At 72.3% G+C, this 25,511-nt stretch carries 23 protein-coding genes; 18 read left to right on the top strand and 5 right to left on the bottom strand.

All coding sequences use genetic code 11. From position 1 onward, the window contains the following. Window positions 1-11: 11 nt before the first annotated feature. From WJ438_RS08245 to WJ438_RS08225, 5 genes are read left to right on the top strand one after another with little or no spacing between them, the layout of a single operon-like run. Entirely contained in the window at window positions 12-977 is a 966-nt protein-coding gene (locus WJ438_RS08245; protein ID WP_406724627.1) for an enoyl-CoA hydratase/isomerase family protein, read from the top strand. Between the two features lie 7 nt (window positions 978-984). Continuing rightward, a complete protein-coding gene (locus WJ438_RS08240; protein WP_406724626.1) occupies window positions 985-1,992 on the top strand; it encodes an LLM class flavin-dependent oxidoreductase in 1,008 nt (335 codons plus the stop codon). Then, window positions 1,989-2,477: a flavin reductase family protein gene (locus WJ438_RS08235; protein WP_406724625.1), complete on the top strand. Its 489-nt coding sequence runs from the start codon at window positions 1,989-1,991 to the stop codon at window positions 2,475-2,477. The genes WJ438_RS08240 and WJ438_RS08235 overlap by 4 nt, the downstream gene beginning before the upstream one ends. A 31-nt stretch (window positions 2,478-2,508) precedes the next feature. Beyond that, the gene (locus WJ438_RS08230) at window positions 2,509-3,501 is read left to right on the top strand and encodes an MBL fold metallo-hydrolase (protein WP_406724624.1); all 993 of its coding nucleotides are present in this window, start codon (window positions 2,509-2,511) and stop codon (window positions 3,499-3,501) included. Window positions 3,502-3,538: 37 nt separating this feature from the next. Further along, complete coding sequence (locus WJ438_RS08225) at window positions 3,539-5,098, top strand: class I adenylate-forming enzyme family protein (protein ID WP_406724623.1); 1,560 nt, start codon at window positions 3,539-3,541, stop codon at window positions 5,096-5,098. 355 nt (window positions 5,099-5,453) lie between these two features. On the opposite strand, the gene WJ438_RS08220 is transcribed toward WJ438_RS08225, so the two are convergent. Then, window positions 5,454-5,603 (bottom strand): hypothetical protein, encoded by a 150-nt coding sequence (locus WJ438_RS08220; RefSeq protein WP_406724622.1) that lies wholly within the window; start codon window positions 5,601-5,603, stop codon window positions 5,454-5,456. 275 nt (window positions 5,604-5,878) lie between these two features. On the opposite strand from WJ438_RS08220, the gene WJ438_RS08215 reads away from it, so the two are divergent. Genes WJ438_RS08215 through WJ438_RS08195 form a run of 5 tightly spaced genes read left to right on the top strand, consistent with a single transcriptional unit; the run spans window position 5,879 to window position 10,376 of the window. After that, complete coding sequence (locus WJ438_RS08215) at window positions 5,879-7,096, top strand: acyl-CoA dehydrogenase family protein (RefSeq protein WP_406724621.1); 1,218 nt, start codon at window positions 5,879-5,881, stop codon at window positions 7,094-7,096. Beyond that, on the top strand, window positions 7,093-7,980 hold the full coding sequence (locus WJ438_RS08210) for an SDR family NAD(P)-dependent oxidoreductase (protein ID WP_406724620.1): 888 nt from the start codon (window positions 7,093-7,095) through the stop codon (window positions 7,978-7,980). The genes WJ438_RS08215 and WJ438_RS08210 overlap by 4 nt, the downstream gene beginning before the upstream one ends. Then, a complete protein-coding gene (locus WJ438_RS08205) occupies window positions 7,977-8,615 on the top strand; it encodes a VOC family protein (protein WP_406724619.1) in 639 nt (212 codons plus the stop codon). Before WJ438_RS08210 ends, WJ438_RS08205 begins: the two co-directional genes overlap by 4 nt. Window positions 8,616-8,667: 52 nt before the next feature. After that, window positions 8,668-9,636 (top strand): zinc-binding dehydrogenase, encoded by a 969-nt coding sequence (locus WJ438_RS08200; protein WP_406724618.1) that lies wholly within the window; start codon window positions 8,668-8,670, stop codon window positions 9,634-9,636. Next, on the top strand, window positions 9,633-10,376 hold the full coding sequence (locus tag WJ438_RS08195) for an enoyl-CoA hydratase/isomerase family protein (RefSeq protein ID WP_406724617.1): 744 nt from the start codon (window positions 9,633-9,635) through the stop codon (window positions 10,374-10,376). Before WJ438_RS08200 ends, WJ438_RS08195 begins: the two co-directional genes overlap by 4 nt. A 56-nt stretch (window positions 10,377-10,432) precedes the next feature. On the opposite strand, the gene WJ438_RS08190 is transcribed toward WJ438_RS08195, so the two are convergent. From WJ438_RS08190 to pcaF, 4 genes are all read right to left on the bottom strand, one after another. Then, entirely contained in the window at window positions 10,433-11,695 is a 1,263-nt protein-coding gene (locus tag WJ438_RS08190) for an MFS transporter (RefSeq protein WP_406724616.1), read from the bottom strand. A gap of 81 nt (window positions 11,696-11,776) precedes the next feature. Beyond that, complete coding sequence (locus WJ438_RS08185) at window positions 11,777-12,538, bottom strand: nitroreductase family protein (RefSeq protein ID WP_406724615.1); 762 nt, start codon at window positions 12,536-12,538, stop codon at window positions 11,777-11,779. Beyond that, entirely contained in the window at window positions 12,535-14,688 is a 2,154-nt protein-coding gene (locus tag WJ438_RS08180) for an acetate--CoA ligase family protein (protein WP_406724614.1), read from the bottom strand. The genes WJ438_RS08185 and WJ438_RS08180 overlap by 4 nt, the downstream gene beginning before the upstream one ends. 268 nt (window positions 14,689-14,956) lie before the next feature. Further along, window positions 14,957-16,174, bottom strand: a complete 1,218-nt coding sequence (gene pcaF / locus WJ438_RS08175) for a 3-oxoadipyl-CoA thiolase (RefSeq protein ID WP_406724613.1) — start codon at window positions 16,172-16,174, stop codon at window positions 14,957-14,959. A gap of 263 nt (window positions 16,175-16,437) precedes the next feature. Between pcaF and WJ438_RS08170 the strand changes: the two genes are divergently transcribed. The 8 genes from WJ438_RS08170 to WJ438_RS08135 all read left to right on the top strand — a co-directional run bounded on the left by WJ438_RS08170 (window position 16,438) and on the right by WJ438_RS08135 (window position 25,485). Then, on the top strand, window positions 16,438-17,562 hold the full coding sequence (locus WJ438_RS08170) for an acyl-CoA dehydrogenase family protein (RefSeq protein ID WP_406724612.1): 1,125 nt from the start codon (window positions 16,438-16,440) through the stop codon (window positions 17,560-17,562). Next, on the top strand, window positions 17,559-19,733 hold the full coding sequence (locus tag WJ438_RS08165; RefSeq protein WP_406724611.1) for an acetate--CoA ligase family protein: 2,175 nt from the start codon (window positions 17,559-17,561) through the stop codon (window positions 19,731-19,733). The genes WJ438_RS08170 and WJ438_RS08165 overlap by 4 nt, the downstream gene beginning before the upstream one ends. 13 nt (window positions 19,734-19,746) lie before the next feature. Next, window positions 19,747-20,862: an acyl-CoA dehydrogenase family protein gene (locus WJ438_RS08160; protein ID WP_406724610.1), complete on the top strand. Its 1,116-nt coding sequence runs from the start codon at window positions 19,747-19,749 to the stop codon at window positions 20,860-20,862. Between the two features lie 2 nt (window positions 20,863-20,864). Further along, window positions 20,865-21,278, top strand: coding sequence for a Zn-ribbon domain-containing OB-fold protein (locus tag WJ438_RS08155; RefSeq protein WP_406724609.1), 414 nt, complete (start codon window positions 20,865-20,867; stop codon window positions 21,276-21,278). Continuing rightward, entirely contained in the window at window positions 21,275-22,432 is a 1,158-nt protein-coding gene (locus WJ438_RS08150; protein ID WP_406724608.1) for a thiolase C-terminal domain-containing protein, read from the top strand. Before WJ438_RS08155 ends, WJ438_RS08150 begins: the two co-directional genes overlap by 4 nt. Before the next feature lie 32 nt (window positions 22,433-22,464). Beyond that, complete coding sequence (locus tag WJ438_RS08145) at window positions 22,465-23,361, top strand: SDR family oxidoreductase (RefSeq protein WP_406724607.1); 897 nt, start codon at window positions 22,465-22,467, stop codon at window positions 23,359-23,361. A 17-nt stretch (window positions 23,362-23,378) separates the two neighbouring features. After that, the gene (locus WJ438_RS08140) at window positions 23,379-24,239 is read left to right on the top strand and encodes a MaoC/PaaZ C-terminal domain-containing protein (protein WP_406724606.1); all 861 of its coding nucleotides are present in this window, start codon (window positions 23,379-23,381) and stop codon (window positions 24,237-24,239) included. A 61-nt stretch (window positions 24,240-24,300) separates the two neighbouring features. Then, window positions 24,301-25,485 carry an acyl-CoA dehydrogenase family protein gene (locus tag WJ438_RS08135; RefSeq protein WP_406724605.1) on the top strand — a complete coding sequence of 395 codons (1,185 nt, stop codon included), beginning with the start codon at window positions 24,301-24,303 and terminating at the stop codon, window positions 25,483-25,485. Window positions 25,486-25,511 lie beyond the last annotated feature (26 nt).

The following is a 25,511-nucleotide window of genomic DNA, read 5'->3' as shown; positions in this document are numbered from 1 at the left end:
AGGAGACGACCATGAAGAAGCGTGTGACCGACCTGCTGCAGAGCGTCTGGAACGCCTCGGGGATGAAGACCGACCCCAAGCTGCTCGAGGACCTGGTGCTGTACGAGAAGGACCCGTCCATCGCGGCGGCGTTCATCACCTTCAACGCGCCCGACAAGCTGAACGCGCTGCCGATCGCCGCGCTGGAGCGGGTGGGCGACCTGGTCCGCGAGGCGGACTACGACGACGAGGTCAAGACCATCGTCTTCCGCGGCAACGGCCCCGCCTTCGGCACCGGGGCCGACGCCGCCGAGCTGGGGCACTACATCGGCTACAAGAAGCAGGCCTCCGGCGAGCGGAGAAGGCCCCCGTCCCAGCGGCAGCGCATCCTGCCCGACCGCAACCTGCTCTCCGGCGCGTTCGCCGAGCCGATCAGCAACTCGCTCAAGGCCACGCTCTGCGCGGTCCAGGGCTACTGCTACGGCGGCCACATGAAGATCGCCCTCGGCGCCGACATCGTGCTGGCCGCACCGGACGCGCAGTTCACCCACCCCGCCTTCCGCTATTTGGGTGCGGCCCCGCAGGACATGTACCAGTGGATGGAGAACCTGGGGGTGAAGAAGATGAAGGAGATCATGCTGACCATGCGCCCCCTGGGCGCGGAGGAGGCCGAGCGCGCCGGGCTGGTCAACAAGGTCGTCCCGCACGACGAGCTGGACCGGTGGGTGCGCGACTACTGCCAGGCGATCTCCTTCATGCCGCTGGACGGGCTGATGATCGGCAAGTCGATGATGCGGCTGGCCCAGGAGGCCAGGGGCAAGGGCGTCGGCGAGATGACGGCGTGGGTCGGCCATGGCTGGGCGACCAACCTCCAGCTCCAGGAAGACGAGTTCAACTTCGTCAAGGAGCGCCGCGACAAGGGGCTGTCCCAGGCGCTGCGCGAGCGCGACGAGGCCGTGGCGCCGTTCTTCCGCCTCGGCGGACGGCTGGGGGAGTGAGGCCGCGATGCGATTCGGAATCCTCGCCTCGGCGCAGTACCCCTTCCACGAGGACCTGCAGCAGCGGCTCGGCGAGCTGTGGGACCTGACCGAGCTGGCGGCCGAGCTCCGCTACGACTCGGTCTTCATGATCAGCCACTTCATGGGGAACCTGCAGACCCCGCAGACCATCTCCACGACCGCCAAACTGATCCAGCACTCCGGCGACATGACCGTCGGCACCGGCATCCTGCTGCTGCCGCTGTTCCACCCGGTGCACATAGCCGAGGAGTTCGCGACCCTCGACCACCTTGCCAAGGGCCGCCTGGTGCTGGGCGTGGGAGCCGGATACCGCGACAACGAGTACCGGGCGTTCGGCCTGGACAAATCCCACCGGTTCAGCCGGCTGCGCGAGGGCATCGAGCTGCTGCGCGCCCTGTGGACCGGCGAGCAGGTCGACTACCGCGGGAAGCACTTCGCCGTGGAGGGCGAGCACATCGGCATCCGGCCCTACCAGCCCGGCGGCCCGCCGATCTGGATCGGCGCCGGGGCCGAGGGTTCGGTCAAGCGTGCCGCCAGGCTCGGCGACGCGTGGTTCGCCCCCGGCAACTCGCCCAAGCCGAACTGGTTGCAGCGGGCGATGGAGTGGCACGACACCGCGCTGGCCGACGCCGGCAAGACCCGCGAGGGACGCGAGTACCCGCTGATCGTGCAGTTGTACTGCGGGGAGACATTCGAGGGGGCCCGGGCAGAGGTACGCCCCTACGTCCAGGACTCCTACTTCGCGTACTCCGAGTACTCCCAGCTGTCCTGGCAGCGCTCGGCGTTCGAGTACCTGTGGGACAACGTGTTCCTCATCGGGGACCCGGACCACCTGGAGCGGCGGATCAAGGAGCTGCGGGCGACCGGCTTCAACCACATCGTCTTCCGGCCGTTCTGGACGGGGATGCCCGCCGAGATGGCGCACCGCTCCCTGAGGCTCTTCGCCGAACAGGTCGTCCCCCGGTTCCGTGCGGAAGAAGGAGCGGAGCGATGAGCATCATGCCCCCGTCCGAACGTCTGGTGGCCCGCGGTGAGGGCGCCGAGCCGAACCCGGACCGGTTCCGCAAGATCCTCGGCCGGGTGCCCACCAGCGTCGCCGTGGTCTCCGGCCTGGCACCAGACGGGGAGCCGGTCGGGCTCGCCGTCGGCACCCTCACCTCGGTGTCGCTCGACCCTCCCCTGATCGCCTTCTGCGCGGGACGCGAATCGACAAGCTGGCCCCGGATCCGCCCGGGAAAGCGGTTCTGCGTCAATGTGCTGGCCCAGCCCCAAGAGCCGGTCAGCGCCGTCTTCGCCTCGAAGCGGCCGGACAAGTTCGCCGAGGTCGAGTGGAGTCCCTCCGCCCACGGCATACCGATGATCCACGGGGTCACGGCCTGGATCGAGTGCGTCATCGACGAGGAGCACGAGGCGGGAGACCACACCATCGTGCTCGGACGCGTCGAGCGGCTCGAGGCCGGCCCGGCCCAAGCCCCCTGATCTTCCTCGGCGGAAGGTACGGGGAGCTCCGGTGACCTGTGAGGAGGTGGTCCCGGGGCTGTGGCGCATCCCTGTGGAGATCCCGATCCCCGCACTGGGCACCGTCAACGTCCACCTCCTCGAACTCGACGGCGGAGGCGCGGCCCTGATCGACACCGGATGGGACGACGAACGCTCGTACGCCAGCCTGTGCGCCGGGATCGAGGCGACCGGCCACACCGTCGAGGAGATCGCCTGCGTGGTGGTGACCCACGCCCACCCCGACCACCTCGGGCTGGCCGGGCGGATCCAGGCCGCCTCCGGTGCCCCGGTACTCCTCCACGAGGAGGAGGTGCGACGGCTGCGGGGAGGGGCCACCGGGCCGCACGGCTACCGGGCGGCGGTCGAAGCCACGTTTCCCCGGTGGGGCGTCCCCGTCGGCGACCTGGACGAGTGGACCGGCAGCAGCGCGGGCATCCTCGCCCGCTCCTGGGATGTGCCCGTCGAGCCGGTCGCCTCGGGCCAGACCCTGCCGCTTGCGGGATGGGATCTGAGGGCAGTGTGGACACCCGGGCACACCCCCGGGCACCTGTGCCTGTACGAGCCCGGCCACCGGCTGCTGTTCTCCGGTGACCACGTACTGCCGAGGATCACCCCGGTGGTGGGGATGCACCCCGCGCAGGAGAGCGATCCGCTGGCCGAGTTCATGGCCTCGCTGGACGCGGTCGCGGCCCTCGACACCCAGGTCGTCCTGCCCGCACACGAGCGGGTCTTCACCGATGCCGCGGAGCGGGTCGCCGAACTGAAGGACCACCACGCCAGGCGGCTGGCCGAGGTGTGCGACCTGGTCACGGCCGGTGCCGGGCGCACCGCCTGGGAGGTCGCCCGGCTGCTCACCTGGTCGCGCCCGCTGGAGGAGGTGACCGCGCCGACCAGGCGGCTGGCCCTGGCGGAGACCCAGGCGCACCTGGTCCATCTGGAGCGCAGGGGGGTGCTGGCCCGGAACGGCGGCGAGGGCGGGGTCGAGCGATGGATCACGGTGTGACGCTGGTGCGTCCACCTCGGTGCGAAGGAGGCAAGTCATGACCGCAGGACCCCATCGGAACCTGGCGGCCGACCTGGAGGCACGGGCGGCGGAGGCCCCCGGCAGGATCGCGCTCACATTCGAGGACGGGCGGCGGTGGACGTTCGCCGGGCTGGACGCCGCCGCGGCCATCCTGGCCGGACGGCTGGAGGAGGCGGCGGCGGGGCGCGGGCACCGGGTCGCGGTCCAGCTTCCCAACAGCCCCGAACTCGTCGTCGCCCTGCTGGCATCCTGGAAGGCCGGGCTGGTCCCGGTGGCGATGTCCGGGCTGTACAACGCCGACGAGGTACGCAAGTGCGTGGCCGAGGTCGGGCCCGCCGTGTTGGTCTCCACTGCCCTGGCGTCCGAGGACGAGGCGGCGGTGGTCCTGCCGCCCGGGCTGGTCGCCGAGATCGCGGCGCGCTATGAAGGACCGGGCCACGACCGGCCGGTGGCCGGGCGGCGCTCTCCGGCGGTGGGGGAGACCGACGAGGGCATCGTGCTGTTCACGGGGGGCACGACGGGCGAGCCCAAACCGGTCCTGCTCACCCACGCCGGCACCTACGCCTCGATGAGCAACCTGGTCCGCGCGCAGAAGGGGCGGCCCGGACCGCTGCCGATGGCGCAGCCGCACATCCCGCCGAACCTGCTGGCCCTGCCCCTGTTCCACAGCGGCGGCTTCCAGTCGCTGCTGGTCGCCTGGCACCTGGGGCGCCCCGCGGTGCTGATGAGCCGCTTCTCGGTCGACCGGATCGCCCGCCTGGTGCCCGAGCACCAGGTCGACAATCTGTTCCTGCTGCCCACGATGATCTACGACCTGGTCCGCGCCGAGCCCGCTCCCGACCTCGCGTCGGTGCGGCGGGTGCTGGTCGCGGGGCAGCGCCTCGATCCGATGCTCCAACAGGAGTTCGAGAACAAGTACCAGGTCATGGTGCTCTCCAACTACGGGTCGACCGAGCTCGGCCACGTGGCCGGGTGGACCGGGCGCGACATCAAGGCGGGCCGCTGGAAGCCCGGTGCGGTGGGCCGGGTCTACGACGGGGTGACCCTGGAGATCCGCGACGAGGGCGGCCGCGCCCTGGACGCCGGTCGGCCGGGCGAGATCTGGGTGCGGTCGCGGCGGACGCTCGGCTATGTCAGCGGCGAGCGGACCCTCGCGGGGGACCTGGTCACCGGCGGCTGGGTGCGGTCGGGAGACATGGGCTACGTGGACGATGACGGGGTTCTCTTCCTCGTCGGGCGCAGCCGGGAGCTGATCAAGACGGGGGGCTTCCAGGTGTGGCCGGCCGAGCTGGAACAGGTGGTGCGGGCGGCTCCTGGGGTGGCCGACGCGGCCGTGGTCGGCTGCCCGGACCCCCGGCTGGGGGAGATCCCGGTGGCCGCCGTCGTGCCGGCGGAGCCCGGCGCGGGAGCGGAGTTGGAGGAGGCGGTGATCGGCCACTGCCGGGAGCGGCTGGCGCATTACAAGGCGATTCGGAAGGTGGTCCTCGTCGACTCCCTGCCGCGCAGCGAGGTCGGGAAGATCCGCCGCGACGAGGTGGAGGAGACGGTGCGGGCCCGGCTCGGCGCGGAGGGCTAGGGCCGATGCGCGCCAGGGACGTGGTGGTCCCTCGTTGCCCCCGGTGGGCAGGGGGACCTTCATCCGCCGACAGGCTGAGGAAGAGGGTCCAGCGCGGCATCTCACCGCAGGGGCGGCGCGCCCAGTCGGTGCGAGGGTGCTGCCGCCTTGCTGCCTCCCCTTTTTGCCCGACATCGGGCCGGGGTACTCGCCCTGGCTTCGTCGTGGGATGATCCGCCGACGGGTTGGAAAGGGGCGGCCAGGCCCGCGCGCCAGCCGCGTTGGTGGAAATGCTCGGGCAAGCAGCTGTGCCGCTTCTCGCGGTACGGGACATCGGCGGCCGGTGCCGCGACATGCACCGGCCACCTGTGCTGGGTCAGCCGGGCAGCGAGCGGTAGACCGACAGGGCGACGCCCTCGCTGAGCCACACGGACGCACGCTCCTCGTGGGTGCCCGTCGCCGGGCGCGATGCGGGCTCGGCCCCGGCCGCGACCAGCCGGTCGAAGGCCGCCGGGACGTCGTCCACCTTGATGTTGAGGCTCGCCTTGGCGCCGGGGAAGCTCCTCGCGGGCCGCGAGCGCGAGGGACAGTCCGCCGAGGTCGAAGGCGGTCCAGCGTTCGCCGTCGCGGACAGTCACCGGCGGGTTGACCAGGGCGTTGAGGATGCGTTCCGGCCCGCCGGTCCCCGAGGGAGCGGCGAGGGCGATGCTGCGCAGCAGGGCGTCGGCCATGGGGCCTCCCGGTCTTGACGTTGAAATCACAGGCAACATACCATCCAGTTGGTATTTAATGGAGGGGCTGATGGAAGACAATCCCCCCGGGCTGGCCGCGCTGCGCGGCCGTATCGCGCGGGTCATGCGCGAACACGTTGCCCTCAGGGCCGAGGAGATCGACCGGAGCGGTGCCTATCCCCAGGACCTCTTCGAGTGCTTCGCCGAGCACGGCTACCTGGCGCTGTCCCTACCGACCCGCCTCGGCGGGCCGGGGCTCGGCGTCCGTGCCCTGACCGCGGCGACGGAGGAGGCGGCCAAGCACTCCTCCGCGGCGGGGCTGTTGCTGCTGCTGTCCCGGCTCCCCGTGGCACCCCTGCTCGCCGGGGGCACCGAGGAGCAACTGCTGCGGTGGGCGGCCCCCTTGGGCCGCGGCGAGTGCCGTGGCGCCTACGCGATGTCGGAGCCCCAGGCGGGCAGCGATGTCCTGGGGCTCGCCACCCGGGCCGAGCGGGACGGCGGCGGCTGGCGCCTGACCGGGACCAAGGCATGGGTGTCCGGCGGCAGCGAGGCCGACTGGTACCTGGTTGTGGCTACGACGGCCGAGCCGGGGGAGCGCCGCCCCGACGCCCTGCGCGCGTTCGTCGTCGACGCGGGCGCGGACGGCCTCACCGTCTCCCGCGAGCACGAGCGGCCCGGGACTCGTGGGGTCAGCCTCGCGGATCTGCGGCTCGACGCGGTCGCCGTGAGCGATGACCGGAGGCTCCCCGGCATCAACGGCATCGGGCCGCTGCTCGGCGCGCTGGCCACGATGCGGCCGGTCGTCTCCGCCCGCGGGCTCGGCCTCGCGGCGGCCGCGCTGATGCTCGCCGTCGCCCGGATCGAGAGCCGGTCGGTGGGCGGACGGCCGGTCGCCGCGCAGCAGGGGGTGCAGTGGCAGTTGGCCGATGCCGCAGTCCAGCTTGAGGCTGCCCGGCTGCTGACCTACCGGGCCGCCGACCTGGTGGACACCGGACGCAGCGGCCGGGAGGCCGCCGGCCTGCTCGCGGCGGCGAAGCTCGCCTCCAGCGAGATCGCGGTGAAGGCCGCGGCGCTCGCCGCACAACTGCACGGCGCCGAAGGCTGCCTGGCCGGACACCCCGCGGACCGGCTGGTACGGGACGCCCGCCAGCTCACGATCGTCGAGGGCACCTCGGAGATCCAGCGTGGCATCATCGCCCGCGCAGTCCTGGACCGGTCGCTGTGGTGGGAGACAGAGGAACAGTGCGCACAGGACAAGCCGGAGCGGGACAAGGAGATGACGCGGTGATCTGCGAGGACCGAGTGGTGATCGTGACGGGGGCGGGCCGGGGGCTCGGCCGCAGCCACGCCGAGGCGCTGGTGCGCGCCGGTGCGAAGGTCGTTGTGAACGACCTCGGTGTCGAACGCGACGGTGCCGCACAGGGCAAGCCCGTCGCGGAGGAGGTCGCCGCGCAGCTGCGTGCTCTGGGCGGAGAGGCGGTGGCGAGCACCCACGACATCAGCGACTGGGAGTCGGCCGAGGCGCTGGTCCGGCAGACCGTGGACACCTTCGGGCGGCTGGACTGCGTCGTCAACAACGCGGGAATCCTGCGCGACCGGATGATCGTCAACACCACCGTCGAAGAGTGGGACGACGTGATCCGGGTACATCTGCGCGGCACGTTCGCGATGCTCCGGTTCGCCGCGGCGTACTGGCGTGAGCAGGCCAAGGGCGGCAACCCGGTCGAGGCGAGCGTGGTGAACACCACCTCGCCGTCGGGTCTGTTCGGCAAGCCGGGGCAGGCCAACTACGGCTCGGCGAAGGCTGGTATCGCCACGCTCACGATGATCGCCGCCGAGGAGCTGGGACGCTATGGCGTCACCGTCAACGCGGTTGCGCCCGTCGCCTACACGCGGATGACCGCCGACCTCGTGACCGGTGACGGCGCCTCCCGGGTGCTCGCCCCCGAGTATGTCTCGCCGCTGGTCGTCTGGCTGGCGAGCCCACGGTCGCGGCATGTGACCGGCCGGGTCTTCGAGCTCTCCGGGAAGCGCTTCGGGATCGCCGAGCCCTGGCGGCACGGGCCAGGCACCGTCCCCGACGGTGTGCCGGAGCCGGAGGAGGCCGGGGCCATCGCCGAGTCGCTGCTGGCCTGCGCGGCGCCCCCCGAGCGGATGGGCGGCAACCTGTGAGCCCGTCGGCGGCCGAGGCGGACGGCCGCCGCACCGGTGCACGAGCAACCCCCAGCCAGGACGCCATCCAGGACACCGACCAGAACACCGACCAGAACAAGGAGAGCCGGACCATGGCAGCGGTAGGGGAGATCCACCACGTCGCGGTGAACGTCACGGACATGGAGGCGTCGCTCCGGTTCTACCGGGACGGGCTCGGCCTGCGGAAGACGCTGGAGATGCCCGTCGGCAACCCCACGACCTGGCGGACGATGGCGTTGCCCGAGGGCACGACCGGCAAGTCGGTCTTCCTCCAGGGCCCGACCCGGATCGGGCAGCTCGAACTGCTCCAGTGGGACCTGCCCGTGCCCCGCGACTCCCGACCGAAGCGGGCGGGCGACCCCGGGCCGTGTGTGCTGTCATTCTCCATCTCCCACGCGGAAATCCACGAGGTCTACCAGCGGCTCCAGGACATGGGCGTGCACTGCTACACCGAGCCGACCACGAACACCCTGACCAACTACGGCCCCGTGACGCTGTTCTTCTGCGATGACCCCGACGGCAACCAGGTCGAGGTCATCGCCCTGCCCACCCAGGAGGAGGTGCGGGCCTTCCGCGCCGCGACGATGAAGCCGGACCCGGCCGGGACGGATTGACGTCCGGATTGACGACCCGACCACCGCAGTCCCCGACCCGAGGATTTGGTCCATGCTCGCCGCGTTCGCGCATACGACGTCCGCCGACGATCCGCTCGCCGCCCTGACCGTGGGCGAACTCCCCGAGCCCGCGGTCCCCGACGGCTGGGTGCCGCTCACGGTGAAGGCCGCCACCGTCAACCACCACGATCTGTGGACCCTGCGCGGCTCCGTCGCCCCGTCCGCCGGGTTCCCCCGCGTCCTGGGCACCGACGCGGCCGGGGTGGACGACGACGGCAACGAGTACGTGGTGCACGCCGTCCTCGGCGACAGCCTGCGCGGCCGGGGCGACGAGACACTGGACCCGCGAAGGACGGTGCTCTCCGACGCCGGACACGGCACGCTCGCCGAGCGGATCGTCGTCCCGCGCCGGAACCTGGTGCCCAAGCCCGCCGAGTTGTCCTGGGCCGAGACCGCCTGCCTGCCCACCGCCTGGCTGACCGCCTACCGCATGCTCTTCACCAGGGCCCGTGCCCGTCCCGGCGACCGGCTGCTGGTGCAGGGCGCCGGGGGAGGGGTGTCCACGGCCGTGCTCCTGCTGGCCCGGGCCGCCGGACTGTGGGTGCGGGTGGTCACCCGCGACCCGGCCAAGGCCGAGCGCGTCACCGAGCTGGGGGCGAACGAGGTCGTCATGGCCGGGCAGCGCCTGCCGTCCGACTGCGACATCGTCGTCGACACGGTGGGGCAGGCGACGTGGAAGGCGTCGCTCGCCGCGGCCGTGCCGGGCGGCACCGTGGTCCTGTGCGGGGCGACCAGCGGCTTCGACGCGCCGACCAACCTCGGGCGGCTGTTCTCCCGTCAGCTCACCGTGGCCGGCTCGACCATGGGGACCAGGACCGAACTGGAGGACCTCATACGGTTCCTGCTGGCCGGAGGAATCCGGCCGCTGGTCGACTCGGTGGCGCCGCTGGCGTCGGCCCGCGACCAGTTCGACCGGCTGATCTGCGGCCGGGTCTTCGGCAAGCTGGTGGTGGAGCCTTGAGCTACATCCACGTCAGCCGCCGCGGCGCGGCGCTGTGGGCCCGCCTGGACCGGCCCGAGCGGGCGGGCGCCCTGGGCCCGGAGATCATCACCGGGCTGACCGAGTGGCTCGCCGAGGGCGCGGACGACCCCGACATCCGGGCCCTGGTCGTCACGGGCACCGGCCGGGCGTTCTGCCCGGGCGCCGATGTGCGGGCCTCGTCCGCCATGCCGGACACCTCCTCCCGGCTGGCCTTCCTGGACCGGGGACGCCGGCTCATGGTCATGATCGAGGCGTCACCGGTGCCGGTCATCGCGGCGGTGAACGGGGCCGCGTTCGCCGGGGGGTTCGAGCTGGTCCTCTCGTGCGATCTGGTGATCGCGTCACAGGACGCCGTCCTCGGCGACCTCCACCTGCCCCACGGTCGGATCCCCGCGTGGGGCGGCTCCGCGCGGCTGGTCCGCGCGGTGGGACCGGCGCGGGCGAGCCGGATCCTGCTGCTCGGCGAGCGGTTCACCGCCGCCCAGATGATGGAGTTCGGGCTGGTCAGCCGGGTCGTTCCCGGGCCGGAGCTGGTGGACGCGGTGGACCAGGCGACCGAGGCGCTGGCCGGGTACGACCCGGCCGCCCTGCGGGAGATGACCGCGCTGGCCCGCACGGTTGGCAGGCAGTCCCCGGCCGAGGGCCTGGAGACCGAATGGGCACACTTCCGGCGGCACTTCACCAGCCGTGACCCGGGAGCGGTGCGGATCCGCTCCTGAGCCCGGCAGTCGGCCGCCGCTCCGGAGCCCCCTCTGCCAGAGGGAACCCGGGGCGGTCACCGTTCCGGCAGGGCGGCGGTCCGCCCGCCGCGCAGGGCCAGCGCCACCACGGCGACGACGAGGCAGAGCAGTCCCGAGCCGCCGAGCGCCTGGCGTACCCCCACCAGATTGGTGAACCAGCCGAAGACCGGAGCGCCCACCGGGGCCCAGACGAAGAAGACCACCACGTACACGGCCATCAGCCGCCCTTGGACATCCGCCGGGGAGCGCAACTGCAGCGCCGAGATGGCCGAGGTGCCGTAGAGCTGCATCGTCGTGCCCGCGACAAACAACCCGGCAGCCAACGCGATTCCCTGAGGGAGCGTGGAGACCACGACCGTCACCACGGCGAAGGCCGACGACAGCAGCAGCAGCGTCCGGTTGGTCACCTCGGTGAATGACGCCGCGAGCCCCGCGCCCACGACCCCGCCGAGTCCGATCATCGCCGTCAGGGTGCCGAAGGTCCCCGCCGCACCGCCCTCGGTCGGGTCCACGAGCAGGGGAAGCGCAAGCTGAAGATGAGTCATGCCGACACCCAGCAGCAGCCCGCCCAGCAGCGGCACGAGATACGCGGAGGTGCGCAGTTCCGTACTCCGCCAACGGGCACCGCCCGGCCGCGCCTCGCGGGGCGCCTGGGAGCCCGGGAACGGGTGAGCCCTCCACAGCGCCCCGCAGGCGACCAGACCGAGCGCCGCGACGAGAGCGAACGCCAGGGTGGTGGTGGAGAACGCGATGACGCCGCCGGCCAGGGCGGGCCCAGCGATCCGGGCGAGCTGGAAGACGGCGCCGTTGATCCCCACCGCCGCAGCGAGCAGCTCCGTCGGCACAAGCTGCCTGGGGTACGACAGCCGCACGGGAGCGTCCAGCGCCCCGGGGATGCCCAGCAGCACGGCGAAGACGTAGGCGATCGGCAGGGTCACGGCGTCGCGCGCGACCAGCGCCGCCAACACGAGGCTGGCCACCACGACGACCCCCTGCGTCAGCAGCATCATCCGGCGCTTGTCGAACCGGTCGCCGAGCGCGCCGCCACTGAGCCCGAGAACGATCATGGGGATGTACTGCAGGCCGGTCACCACCCCGACCGCCACGCCGTCCCTGCCGGAGAGCTCGATGACGAGCCACACGTGGGCGGTGCGATGCATCCACATCGCACCGTTCCCCAGTGCCTGCGCGAAGGCGAACCAGCGGTACCCCACCACGCTGAGTGCCGCGAACGGGGAGCGGCGTTCGATCGTCACCGCGCCCCCGCCGCCGCGGCGGGCGGGGCGGTGCTCCTGCACCGCCCCGCGCCCGCTGCGCCGCCTCCCCCTCCGGCGCTCCCGCACCGCCCGGCTCCACCGTCCGCGTGCTCCGCATCGCGGTCAGTCCCCAACCAGGGGCCGGTCCCACCCGTCGAGGAAGACGACCTCCTCCACCGCCCTGCGCGGCGCGGCCCGGAAGTCGGTCCCCACGGTGTAGGCGACGGGCAGCAGAGCGCACTGGGTCACCCCCTCCGGGATCCCGAGGAGCCGGGTCACCGTCTCCGGATCCCGCAGATGCAGGGTGGTGATGATCGAGCCGAGCCCCCGGGAGCGCAGGGCCAGTTGGAACGACCAGACGGCGGGAAAGACCGAGCCGTACACCGCGGCGGCGATGTTCGGGCTCGGGTTCGGGCGGGTGGCGCAGGCGAGCACCAGCCACGGCGCCCGGCCGATGTTCTCAGCGAGGTAGGCGGCGCCAGAGTAGACCCGCGCCTTGCGGTGGCGCGTCTCCTCCTCCAGCGGCTGCTTCGGGGGCTCAGTCCGCATGGTCCCCCCGTCAAGGATCTTCCCCATGCGAGGCCTGATGTTCAGGTCGAACAGGCGCCGGTACTCCTCGCCGATCCGGCGGCGGACCTCGGGGTCCCCCACCAGGATGAAGCGCCAATCCTCCGCGTCCCCGCCCGTCGGCGCCTGAAGCGCGATCCGCAGGCAGTCGAGGACGGTCTCCCGCGGCACCGGGCGGTCGAAGTCGAGCCTGCGGCGCACCGCCCGGGTGGTGGTCAGCACTGTCTCGAAATCGGTGATGGGCAATGCTGTCGTGGACTTTGCCGCCGTGGCCGTTCCGGCCGCGGTCGTGCCCGTCGCGGTCTTTTCCGTCGTCACAGGCCGTCTCCCTCGTCCCGGCTCGGCGCGTCCGAGGGCGCACCTCCGGCCAGGCCGGCCTCCGGCCGCTGACCGGGCCGCGGGGCCAGGTCGACCAGCAGGTCCAGCGCCTCCACCTTCGCCCCACGCACCCACAGCGGGTTGATCTCGACCGCGCGCAGGTCCGGGCCGAGTTCGGCCGCGAGCCGCTGCACCCCGTGGACCGCCGCCGCCACGGCGGCCAGGTCGGCGGGCGCGGAGCCGCGGTAGCCGGTCAGCAGCGGCCAGATCCGCAGTTCGGACAGCATTGCCGGGATGTCCTTCTCTGGCACCGGCAGCGGCCTGGCCACGACATCCTCAAACAGCTCCGCGAGGACACCCCCCGAGCCCACGGTCAGGAACGGGCCCCATGCCGGATCGTTGACCACGCCGACGAGCAACTCCACCCCCGCTGGACGCATGGGTACGACCAGCACGCCGTCCAGCCGGGCGGTAGGCAGGCGGCGCGCGATCTCGGCCAGCATCCTGTCGAACGCGCAGCGCACAGCGGCGGCGTCGCGCAGGTCGAGCACCACCCCGCCGACGTCGGACTTGTGGGGGATGTCCTGGCTGTTTACCTTGAGCACCACCGGGAAGCCCAGTTCGACCGCCGCGGCCACCGCCTCGTCGGCGGTCCGCGCCGTGCGACCGGGCGGTACCGGCACCCCGCACCGCTCCAGCAGGACGGTGAGGGAGGCCGCTCCCGGGGCGCCGCCGGGCTCGGGGGTGGCCGGGAGAGCGTTGCGGCCCCGGTCGCGCAGTGCCCGGGGCCGCAGCTCCGCGTACCGGGCGGCCCGGTCGAGCGCGGTCATCCCGGCCGCGATCCCGGGCATGACGGTCAGGTCGTGCTCGCGGACCAGCTCCAGGGCGAACGGGCTGAGCGCGAAGACCGCGCCGGTCTGGAGCACCACCGGCACCGGGCTGTCGGCCACCGTGTCCGCAAGCCGCTTGAACCGGGCCCGTACCGCGTCCTCGTCCGGTCCCGGCGCGGTCGGCAGCACCACCGACTGCAGGATCAGCGCGTCGTAGTCGTCCGCGCCGTGCTCGGCTACGAGCCGGGTCGCGGAGAACGGCAGGTCGGCCGCCTTCACGACAAAGCCCGTCACATCCAGGGGGTTGCGTACCTCGGTCATGGACGGCATCTCCTCGGTCAGAGACCGCGCCAAGGGACCGGTGAAGGGGGGCAGGGTGAACCCCAGCGGTTCGGCGGCGTCGGCGATCAGCTCGCATGCTCCGCCGGACGCGGCGACGACGGCGAGGCGGCGACCGCGCAGACCCCGGGGGCGGTGGCCGAGCAGGGCCGCCGTCGCCATCAGGTCCTCCAGTGAGTTCACCGGAACGACGGCGAGGTCCTCCAGTTCGGACAGCGTCCGGGCGTGGTCGCCGACCAGGGCACCGGTGTGGGAGAACGCCGCCTCCCGCCCGAGTGAGGAGCTGCCCGCGTGCAGGGCGACGACCGGCTTTCCGCGCTCGGCCGCCTTGAGCGCCGCCCGCCGGAACGCATCGGGGTCGCGCACCGACTCCAGGAACAGTGCAATGACGTCGGTGTTCTCGTCCTCGACAAGGTGGTCGAGAGCGTCGGTCGCGGTGATCACCGCCTCGTTCCCGGTGGTGACCAGCAGGCTGATGCCCGTTCCCCAGTTCCGGGCCAGGCTGAGCACGTGGGTGGCCAGGCCGCCGGACTGCATGACCACGCCGATGCGGCCGGCGGGCAGCCCGTCGGGGACCGGCAGGCCGAACAGGCGGACACCGCCCGCCAGGTTCACAAAGCCGCTCACATTCGGGCCGAGCAGGCGGGCCGACCTGGCCGCGCACAGCTCGGCGAGGCGGCGCTGCCGTGCGCGGCCCTGCGGGCCGCTCTCGCCGAGCCCGGCCGAGAGCACGACGAAGTCCCTGATACCCGCGGCCAGCGACTGTTCGACCGTGTCGGCCACCCGGTCCGGGCCGGTCATGACGAACGCCAGGTCGACCGGCCCGTCCAGCGCCTCCGGGGAGGGAATCGTGCGTCTTCCGTGCACTGTGGCGCGGCGCGGATTGACCAGGTGGACCTCGTCGAGCCCCTCAGACAACTCCGTGCCCGCGAGGACCATCCCGGTCCATCCGGAGGACTCGCTCGCGCCGATCAGGGCCACCCGCCGCGGGGTAAAGAAGCCGCCGAGGTCGCGGGGCGGCGCCGCGGCCGGGGGTGCTCCCGTGGTGCGCCGCCCGCGCGGCTGCCCGAGCTGGTGTCCCTGTCCGCACTCATCCGCGCTCCTCCTGGTCACCGGGTCGTCGTCGGGGCAATTACATTCCAACTGGTAGGTATATTGTGCAGATCGAGGCCCGTCAAGAAGCACCTCGGGCCGAGACGCCCCCTCCGCCGGTTCCGGCCACCGGACCGGTGGCCGGAACCGGCCGCACTCACGGGCGTTCCAGCAGGGTGGCGATGCCCTGTCCGACCCCCACGCACATGGTCACGACCGCCCGCCGTGCTGCCCGGTCGGACAGCTCCAGGGCGGCGGTGAGAGCGAGGCGGGCCCCGCTCATCCCGAGGGGGTGGCCCAAGGCGATCGCCCCGCCGTTGGGATTGACGTGCTCGGCGTCGTCCGGCAGCCCGAGTTCGCGCAGGCACGCGAGGGACTGGGCCGCGAACGCTTCGTTCAGCTCGACCAGGTCGACATCGCCGACCGACAGGCCGTTGTGCGACAGGAGCCTGCGCACGGCGGGCACAGGACCGAGGCCCATCAGCCGGGGCTCGACCCCGACGGTCGCCGTGGAGACGATCCGCGCCAGCGGGGCCAGGCCGTGGCGCTCCACGGTCCGGGCGCTCGCCACCAGCACTGCGGCGGCGCCGTCGTTGACACCGCTGGCATTGCCCGCGGTCACCGTCCCGCCCCGGCGGAACGGGGTGGGCAGCCGCGCCAAGGCCTCCGCGGTGGTGGCCCGCGGGTGCTCGTCGGCGGCCACGACCACGCTCTCACGTCTGCCCGCCACGGTCACCGGGCCGATCTCGCGGGCCAACCGCCCGCGCTCGATTGCGGCTGCGGCCCGCCACTGGGAGCGCAGGGCGAACGCGTCCTGGTCCTCCCGGGAGATCTCGTGCAGCTCGGCGACGTTCTCGGCGGTCTCCGGCATCGAGTCCGTGCCGTAGGCGTCGGCCATGGCCGGATTGACCAGCCGCCAGCCGATCGTCGTGTCGTGGATGCCCAGGTCGCGCTGGTAGGGGGAGGCCGACTTCGGGATCACGAAGGGGGCCCGGCTCATCGACTCGACACCGCCCGCGACGACGAGATCCGCCTCCCCGGTGGCCACCATCCGGCCCGCGGCGGCCACCGCGTCGAGCCCGGAACCGCACAGCCGGTTGACGGTCGTGCCGGGGGTCGTCACGGGCAGGCCGGCCAGCAGGGCCGCCATCCGGGCAACGTTGCGGTTGTCCTCGCCCGCCTGGTTGGCGCAACCGAGAACCACCTCCTCCACCGCGCCGGGGTCGAGCCAGTCGTGGCGGGTGACGAGCTCGCGTATGACATGCGCGGCCAGGTCGTCCGGTCGGACCGCGGCCAGCGCTCCCCCGTAGCGTCCGATGGGGGTGCGCAGGCCGTCCACGAGGTAGGCCGGGCGGAGGGCTTGCTGGCTGTTCATGAGGTGTCTCCCTGGGGGTCGGGGGTACGGTGCGATCCGGCGGTCGCCCTTGGCAACATACCAACTGTTTGGTATTTGTACCGGGGGCGATCACAAGAGCCGACGAGCAGCCCAGTGGATGCTCAATGCGCCCGTTGTCGGCACGACCTCACCCGAATCGATCAGGAGGTCCCGTCGTGCATCAAGCTGCGCGATCATTGGAAGAGCTGCGTGCGGAGATCCGTGAGTGGGTGAGCGTCCACCGCCAGCCGACGCTCGTCGGAATGAGCGAACTGGAGGTCGAGCACGAGTGCTGGGGCAACCCCGATAGCCCCAAGTACGAGGCCTACCTCGCCTATGAACGCGCATCCTTGGAGGCCCGGCTGGTCTGCCCGCACTGGCCCGCGGAGTACGGCGGCCGGGACTTCGACGAACTCTCCATGGCCGTGCTCGCCGAAGAACTGGCAGCCGTCGGAATGCCGCGCCTGACCCGCGGCATGGGCGAGCGCCTGGCCGGGCCCGCCATCGTCGTCCACGGGACCGAGGAGCAGAAGGCCCGCCTGCTGCCCGCGATCATCCGCGGCGAGGACCGCTACTGCCAGGGCTTCTCGGAGCCGGACGCCGGCTCCGACCTCGCCTCCCTGACCACCCGGGGAGTGATCGAGGGCGACGAGGTCGTGATCACCGGCCAGAAGATCTGGACCTCGCGGGCCCACCTGGCCAACAAGATGTTTCTGCTGTGCCGGACCGACCCGGACGCCCCCAAGCACAAGGGCATCTCCTTCGTCGTCGTGCCGATGCGCGACAACGGCATCACCATCAGCGAGATCGTCACCATGGCCGGGGACAACGCCTTCTGCCAGGAGTACATCGACGGGGCGAGGGCGCCGCTGTCCGATGTCATCGGCGGTCTCGGCGGAGGCTGGAAGGCCGCCATGACCACGCTCGGCAGCGAGCGCGGCGCCGTCGCGGCCACCCAGCACCTGCAATACGAGCAGGAGTTGACCGCGCTGGTGGAACGGGCGCGAGAGCTCGGCCGGCTGGCCGATCCCGTGGTCAGGCAGCAACTCGCCTCGGCGTTCTGCCGGGTCCACGTGATGAAGGCGACCGGGCAGCGGGTGCTCGCCACGCTCCAGGACGGACAGGAGCTGGGGCCCGAGGCATCGCTGACCAAGCTGGTCTGGAGCGAGTACCACCGGCGGCTCGGCGAGATAGCCATGGACCTGCAGGGCATGCACGCCCTGGTCCGGCCCGAGGGCGACGGCTACCCGGTCGACCGCTGGCAGAAGGCGTTCCTGGCCAGCCGAGCGGAAACGATCTTCGCGGGGAGCAGCGAGGTGCAGCGCCGGATCATCGCGGAGCGGGTGCTCGGCCTGCCCCGCGAGACGACCGCCGGAGCCACCCGATGACCCCTTCTGCCGCTCCCACCGCCGAGGCGGCACCCGCCCGCGACGACGCCCGGGCGGGCCTGTCCGCGCTGCTGCGCCCGGCGTCGGTCGCCCTGGTCGGCGCGACGGACCGGTCGGGCTGGTCGAGGCAGACCTACGACAACCTGCGCCGGTACTCGCCCCAGGTGGCGGTGTACTGCGTCACCCCCAAGGGCGGCACCGTGCACGGCGCCACCGCGTACACCTCCCTCGAGGAGATCGGTGCCCCGGTCGACCTGGTCTATGTGATGACCCCGCGCGAGACGGTCCCGGGCATCCTGCGCGAGGCGAGCCGGTGCGGCGCCCGGGCCGCGGTCGTGCTCACCGCGGGCTTCGGGGAGACCGAGGACGGAAGGGCACACCAGGCCGCGGCCGTCGAAGCCGCCCGGGAGGGCGGGCTGGCACTGCTGGGGCCCAACGGCAACGGGCTGGTGAACCTCCACGACCGGATCGTCCCGTTCGGCCTCGCCCTGCCGGAACTCCCGGCGCCCGGACCGGCGTCCTTCGTGCTCCAGTCGGGCGGCCTGGTCAAACCCCTCCTCGGGCTGGCGCGGTCCTGGGGGGCCGGGGTGGGCCTGGTCGCCTGCACCGGCAACGAGGCCGCTCTCACCGCCGCCGAGCTGGCCGCCGACCTGATTGAGGACGACCGCACCCATGCCGTCGGTCTCTTCCTCGAAACCGTCCGGGACACCGCCGTGTTCCGCCGGCTCGCCCGGCGGGCCGGCGAACTCAACAAGCCGATCGTGGCGCTGACGGTCGGACGCAGCGACGTCGCCCAGCGCGCCGCCCGGGCGCACACCGGCGCGCTCGCCGGGGACGCCGCCGTCTCCTCCGCCGTGCTGCGCTCCCTCGGCGTCGTGGAGGTGACCTCCCTCGAAGAACTCGTCGCCACCACCGACCTGCTGGCAAGGGGCTGCCGCCCGGGCAACAACAGGATCGCCGTCGTGGGCGCCTCCGGCGGGGCGTGCGAACTCATCGCCGAGAAGGCCGACGAGACCGGCCTGGAGGTGCCCGAGCTGTCGCACGGGAGCACGGCGGCGCTGGCCGAGGTGCTCCCCGGTATCTCCCACGCGCAGAACCCGCTGGACGTCACCGGGTTCGCGACCGTCGACCCGCTCCTGCCGGTGCGCGCGCTGAAGGCCGTCCTGTCCTCCCCGGGCGGGATTGGCACCGTGCTCTTCCAGGCCTTCGTCCTGCCGCCCGACAGCGCACCCGACTCAGCCGCGGTGCGACGGCACTTCACCGCGATCGCCGAGGCGGCCCACTCCACCGAGCTGCCCGTGCTGATGATCGACGAGGTCGCCGCCCCGGTCTCCGACCTGGCCCGGGACATCCTCGCCGACGGCGGCCTGACCAGACTCCCCGGAATCGGCCTCGGGCTGACCGCGCTGGCGCACGCCGTCGACTGGACCGCCCGGCGCGAGCACCTGACCCGCGCGGTACGCGGCAGCCGGCCGCCGATCACGCTCGACCACCGCCCCGGGCAGCTTCTGTCCGAGTACGAGGCGCTGCGGCTGCTGTCCGGCGCCGGGTTCCCGGCCGTCCCGCAGACCCTGGCCGCCTCGGCGCGGGACGCCGTGGCCGCCGCCGCCTCGTTCGGCGGGCCCGTCGCGCTGAAGATCTGCTCACCCGACGTGCCCCACAAGTCCGACGTCGGCGGTGTGGTCCTCGATGTGCGCGGCGACGAGGCGGTCGCCGCCGCCTACGACTCGATCACGGCGAAGGTGCGGGCCGCCCTGCCCGAGGCGCGGCTCGACGGGGTGCTGGTCTCCCCGATGCGCACCGGCGGGGTCGAACTCATCGTGGGCGTCAACCGCGACCCCGTCTGGGGACCGGTCCTGCTCATCGGCCTCGGCGGCGTCCTGGTCGAGGTACTGCGGGACGTCGCGCTGCGCCCACTGCCCGTCACCCGGGACGACGTGACGGAGATGCTCGGCGAGCTGCGCGGAGCCGCGCTCCTGGGCGATGTCCGCGGGCGGCCCGGTGTCGACCTCGACCGGCTCACCGACGCCGTGCTCGCCCTGACCGATGTGGCCACCGCACTGGGCGACACGGTCGAATCCATCGAGGTCAACCCGGTGCGTGCCGACCACGAAGGGGTCGAGGCACTCGACGCACTGATCGTTCCGGCCAGGCCGGCCCGCTCGGCGTGATGAGGAGAGACAAGTGACACTGAGTTACACCCCCGAACACGAGGCACTTCGGGAATCCGTACGCAAACTCCTCACGGAGCAGGCATCCAGCGAGCGGCTGCGCCAGGTCCTCGAGTCCCCACAGCCGTATGACACCACCCTGTGGAAGACGATGGCCGAGGAGCTGGGGCTGCACGGCATGGCGGTCCCGGAGGAGTACGGCGGCTCCGGATTCGGCTTCATGGAGCAGGCGGTGGTCCTGGAGGAGATGGGCCGGGTCGTGCACTGCTCGCCGTATCTGCCCACCGTCGTCCTCGCCGCGAACGCCCTGCTGCTCGGCGACGACGAGCAGGCCCGCCGCACATGGCTGCCCCGGATCGCGAGCGGCGAGATCGCTGCGACGGTCGCGGTCGCGGAGGACGACGGCGACTGGCACGCCGGCATGATCGCCACGACCGCGGTCGCCGACGGACCGGAATTCCGGGTCACGGGCCGCAAGTGCTTCGTCCTGGACGGCGCCACGGCCGGCCTGGTGATCGTGCTCGCCCGCAGCGGCCAGGACGAGGTCCTGGTCGCGGTCGACACCGGGCAGTCCGGAGTGTCCGTCGACGAGCTGCCGGTGCTCGATCAGACCAGGCCGATGGCCACGGTGACGTTCACCGACGCGAGAGGGAACGCGGTCGCGACCGGGGCCAGGGCCCGCGAGGTGCTGGCGCGGATCACCGAGATCGCGTACGCCGCGCTCGCCGCCGAACAGGTGGGCGGGGCCGCCCGCGTACTGGAGATGGCCGTGGAGTACGCCAAGACCCGCAGGCAGTTCGGAGTGCCGATCGGCAGCTTCCAGGCCATCAAGTTCAAGGCCGCCGACATGCTGCTGGAGCTGGAGGCGGCCCGCGCCGCCGCCCTCTACGCGGCCCGCGCCGTCGCCGAGGACACCGCCGACCGGACGGTCGCGGCCACCGTGGCCAAGGCCGTCTGCTCGGACGCCTACTTCGCTGTCGCCGCCGAGAACATCCAGATCCACGGCGGTATCGGCTTCACCTGGGAGCACGACGCGCACCTGTACTTCAAGCGGGCCAAGTCCTCCGAGCTGCTGTTCGGCAACGCCGCGGCGCAGCGCGAGCGGCTGGCCCGGGAACTGGGGTGGTGACCGTGGCGGACAAGCCGGTCCCGGTGCCCACCCCCGACACCCAGCCCTACTTCGACGCCGCCGCCCGCGGCGAGCTGCGTCTGCCCACGTGCCGGGCCTGCCGCGAAATGTTCTTCTACCCGCGCTCGTGGTGCCCGCGCTGCTCCTCGGACGACCTCGAGTGGACGCTGTGCTCGGGCCGGGCCCGGCTGCACTCCTATCTGATCAGCAGCAGGCCCGCGCCCGGGTTCGAGGAGGAGACGCCGTTCGCGATCGCCGTCGTGGAACTGGAGGAGGGACCGCGGATGATGAGCAACATCGTCGGCATCCCCCAGACACCCGAGCACCTGGTCCTCGACATGGAGCTTGAGGTGGTCTTCGACAAGCGCGGGGACCTCGCCGTCCCCGTGTTCACCCCCGCGGGAGGCGCGCAGTGACCATCAAGGGAAAGGTCGCCATCGTCGGCGCCGCGGAGACCACCCGGCTGGGCAGGATCCCGGACCAGTCGGCGATGCAGCTCCACGCGGAGGCGGCACTCCACGCAGTGCGCGACGCGGGCCTGACCATCCACGACATCGACGGCATCGCCTGCGCGGGCGAGTCGCCCGTGGAGGTCGCCGAATACCTGGGCATCACACCGCAGTACCTCGACGGCACCCACGTCGGCGGCGCGTCGTTCATGCTGCACGTCCGGCACGCCGCCGCCGCCATCGAGGCGGGCCTCGCCACGACCGTGCTCATCACCCACGGGGAGTCGGGGCGGTCACGGGTCGGGATGCAGCCGTGGGCACCGGCCCCGCAGTCGATGCGCGGTCAGTTCGAGGTGCCCTACGGGATCATGGGCGCCCCCACGGCCTTCCCGATCGGGATCCTGCGCTACATGCACGAGTACGGCATGACGCCGGAGCAGATGGCCATGGTGCCGGTGATCCAGCGGCAGTGGGCGGCACGGAACCCGCGGGCCAAGCTCCGCGACCCGATCACCGTCGACGACGTGCTCTCCTCGCGGCTCGTGTCCTACCCGATCCACCTGCTCGAATGCTGCCTGGTGACCGACGGCGGCGCCGCCGTCGTGCTGACCTCACGGGAGCGGGCCGAGACGATGGACCTGCCGCACGATCCCGTGGTGATCCTCGGCGCGGGCGAGTCGAGCGAGTCCGCCATGATCTCGATGATGGACGACCTCACCGAGTCGAGGGCGTTCCGGGTCGCCGGGGAACGGGCCTTCGCCGAATCCGGGATCGGCCGCGACGAGGTCGACCACCTGATGATCTACGACGCCTTCGCCCATGTGCCGATCTACGGCCTCGAAGCGCTCGGCTTCGTCGGGCGGGGCGAGGCCCCGGCCTTCATCGAGGAGGGCAACACCGCGCCCGGCGGCCGTCTGCCGCTCAACACCAACGGCGGGGGACTGGCCTACACGCACACCGGGATGTACGGCATGTTCGCGATCCAGGAGTCCGTGCGCCAGCTGCGCGGACAGGCTCCCGCGCAGGTGCCCGGCGCCGAGGTGAGCGTCGTCCTCGGCAACGGCGGCATGTTCATGAGCGCCGGAGTCCTCGTCCTCGGCACCCCCGCCGCCGCTGCCTGACCCCCCGTCAGGGATTTCGAGAGAGGCTGACCATGACTGATCTGATGTGCGACGGAAAGGTCGTCATCGTGACGGGCGCCGGAGGCGGCATCGGCCGCTTCCACGCCCTGGAGTTCGCCCGGCAGGGCGCCAAGGTGGTGGTCAACGACCGCGGCGTCCAGCTCGACGGCTCCGCCGCGTCCGTCTCCGCCGCCGACGGGGTCGTCGAGGAGATCCGCGCCCTCGGCGGTGAGGCCGTCGCCGACCACAACGACGTGGCCGACATGGAGGGGGCCCGGCAGTTGGTGCAGGGGGCCATCGACCGGTTCGGCCGCCTGGACACCCTGGTCAACAACGCCGGGATCGTCCGGGACCGCACGGTGGCGAACATGACCGAGGCCGAGTGGGACGACGTCGTCCGGGTGCATCTGAAGGGCACCTTCGCCCCCACCCACCACGCCGCCCGCCACTGGCGCTCCCTCGCCAAGGAGGGCCGCCCAGTCTCCGCCCGGATCGTCAACACCACCTCCACCTCAGGGCTGTTCGGCAACGTCGGGCAGTCCAACTATGGGGCCGCGAAGGCCGGGATCGCCTCCTTCACCGTGATCACGGCGATGGAGCTGCACCGCTACGGCGTCAAGGTGAACGCGGTCTCGCCCGGCGCCCGGACCCGGATGACCGCAGGGCTGATCGAGGAGCCCGACGGCGCGTACGACCCGTTCGACCCGGCGGCCATCGCCCCGTTCGTCGTCTGGCTCGGCTCGGAGGCCGCCGGGGACACCACCGGTCAGGTCATCGCGGTCTCCGGCGGCACGGTCACCGTCCTGGAGGGCTGGCGGCCCGGCCCGAGCGAGGAGCGCTCCCGCCTGTTCACCACCGAGGAGGTGGGCGAGGCCCTGCCCGGGCTGCTCGCCAAGGCCTACCGCAACCCCCGCCTGCCGCAGCCCTGACCCGAGGAGCAACCGCAATGCCACTGGACCTCGACGCCGTCGGACGGGAGAACGGGCCCGTGCCGCTCGGCTGGGACGAACGCGACTCGCTGCTGTACGCCGTGTCCGTCGGCGCCGGGCAGGACCCCCTGGCCGAGCTGGCGCTCACCACGGAGAACAGCGAGGGCGTCGAACAGCGGGTGCTGCCGTCGTTCGCTGTCGTCATCGGGCAGCAGGTGCCACGGCCGGACATCGGGGAGTACGACCGCAGCAAGCTCGTCCACGCCGAGCAGCACATCGAGCTGCACCGCCCGCTCACCCCGGCCGGATCGGTGCTGACCACCGCCCGGGTCGCGGCGATCCACGACAAGACCAGCGGTGCCCTGGTGTGGACCGAGACCACCTCGGTCGACGCCGTGACCGGTGAGCCGGTGATGACCGCGCGGTCGGCCAGCTTCATCCGCGGCGAGGGCGGCTTCGGAGGTGAGCGGGGCACCTCCCCGCCCTGGGCGCCGCCCCGCGAGCGGCCCGACCGCGAGGTGCGGATGACGGTCCGTCCGGAGCAGGCGCTGCTGTACCGCCTCAACGGGGACCGCAACCCCCTGCACTCCGATCCGGTCTTCGCCCGGCGCGGGGGCTTCGAACGCCCCATCCTGCACGGGATGTGCACGTTCGGCTTCACCTGCCGGGCCCTGCTCGCCCACCGCGGCGGCAGCGGATCCGGCACCCTGTCGGCGATGGGGGGCCGCTTCTCCGCCCCCGTGCTGCCGGGAGACTCGCTCACCGTCGAGATCTGGCAGGACGGGGACGACCTGACGTTCCGCACCCGGCGCGGTGACGGGACGGTCGTCCTCGACCGCGGCCGGGCCCGGCTCGGGCCGGAGCCAGCCGCAGCCTGATCCGCCGTCCGATACCGCCGCTCACAGCAGCGGCGTGCTGTCCCCAATCCAAGGAGTCACCATGGCGACCGCCGCCACCCAGTCCCGTACCGCTCTCGAACTCTTCGGCATGGACGGCCTGCTCTCCGAGGAGGAGCGCGCCATCCAGGAGACCGTACGGCGGTTCTGCGACGACCGCGTCCGGCCGCACCTCGCCGAGTGGTTCGACAAGGGCACGCTGCCGGCCCGTGAACTCGCCCGCGAGCTCGGCAAACTCGGGGTGCTCGGTATGCACCTGGAGGGGTACGGCTGTGCGGGAACCAGTGCCACCGCGTACGGACTGGCCTGCCTGGAGCTGGAGGCCGCCGACTCCGGGATCCGATCGCTGGTGTCGGTCCAGGGCAGCCTCGCCATGCAAGCGATCCGAGCCCATGGGAGCGACGAACAGAAGGAGGAGTGGCTTCCTCGCATGGCGGCGGGCGAGGCGATCGGCTGCTTCGGGCTCACCGAACCCGACCACGGCTCGAACCCGGGCGGGATGCGGACGACCGCCCGGCGCGACGGCGGCGACTGGGTGCTGAACGGCACCAAGATGTGGATCACCAACGGGTCCATCGCGGACGTCGCCGTTGTGTGGGCCAGGACCGAGGAGGGCGTGCGCGGCTTCGTGGTGCCCGCCGGGACACCCGGGTTCTCCGCCCCCGAGATCAAGCAGAAACTGTCACTGCGGGCGAGCGTGACCTCGGAGCTCGTACTGGACTCCGTCCGCCTCCCGAGCAGCGCGATGCTCCCGGAGGGCATCGGGCTGCGGGCACCGCTCGGCTGCCTGAACGAGGCGCGGTTCGGCATCGTCTTCGGCGCCCTCGGCGCCGCCCGTGACTGCCTGGAGGCGGCCACCGCGTACGCCATCGACCGGGAGGTGTTCGACAGGCCGCTGGCGGGCTTCCAGCTCACCCAGCAGAAGCTGGCGGACATGGCCCTCGAGCTGGGCAAGGGGATGCTGCTCGCCCTGCACCTGGGGCGCCTGAAGGACTCCGGTGACCTCCACCCCGACCAGGTGAGCCTCGGCAAGCTCAACAACGTCCGCGAGGCAATCCGCATCGCCCGCGAGTGCCGGACGATCCTGGGGGCCAACGGGATCTCGCTCGAGTACCCGGTAATGCGGCACGCCGGAAACCTGGAGTCGGTGCTCACCTACGAGGGCACCAGCGAGGTCCACACCCTGATCATCGGCCAGGCCCTGACGGGACTGCCCGCCTTCCGGTGACGGCGCACGGCCGGGCCGCGTGCCGC

Origin of the sequence: Streptomyces sp. GD-15H (assembly GCF_045291515.1) — a bacterium.
Lineage (GTDB): Bacteria > Actinomycetota > Actinomycetes > Streptomycetales > Streptomycetaceae > Streptomyces.
The sequence above is the reverse complement of the archived record's forward strand: the minus strand, read 5'-3'. Positions and strand labels throughout refer to the sequence as shown.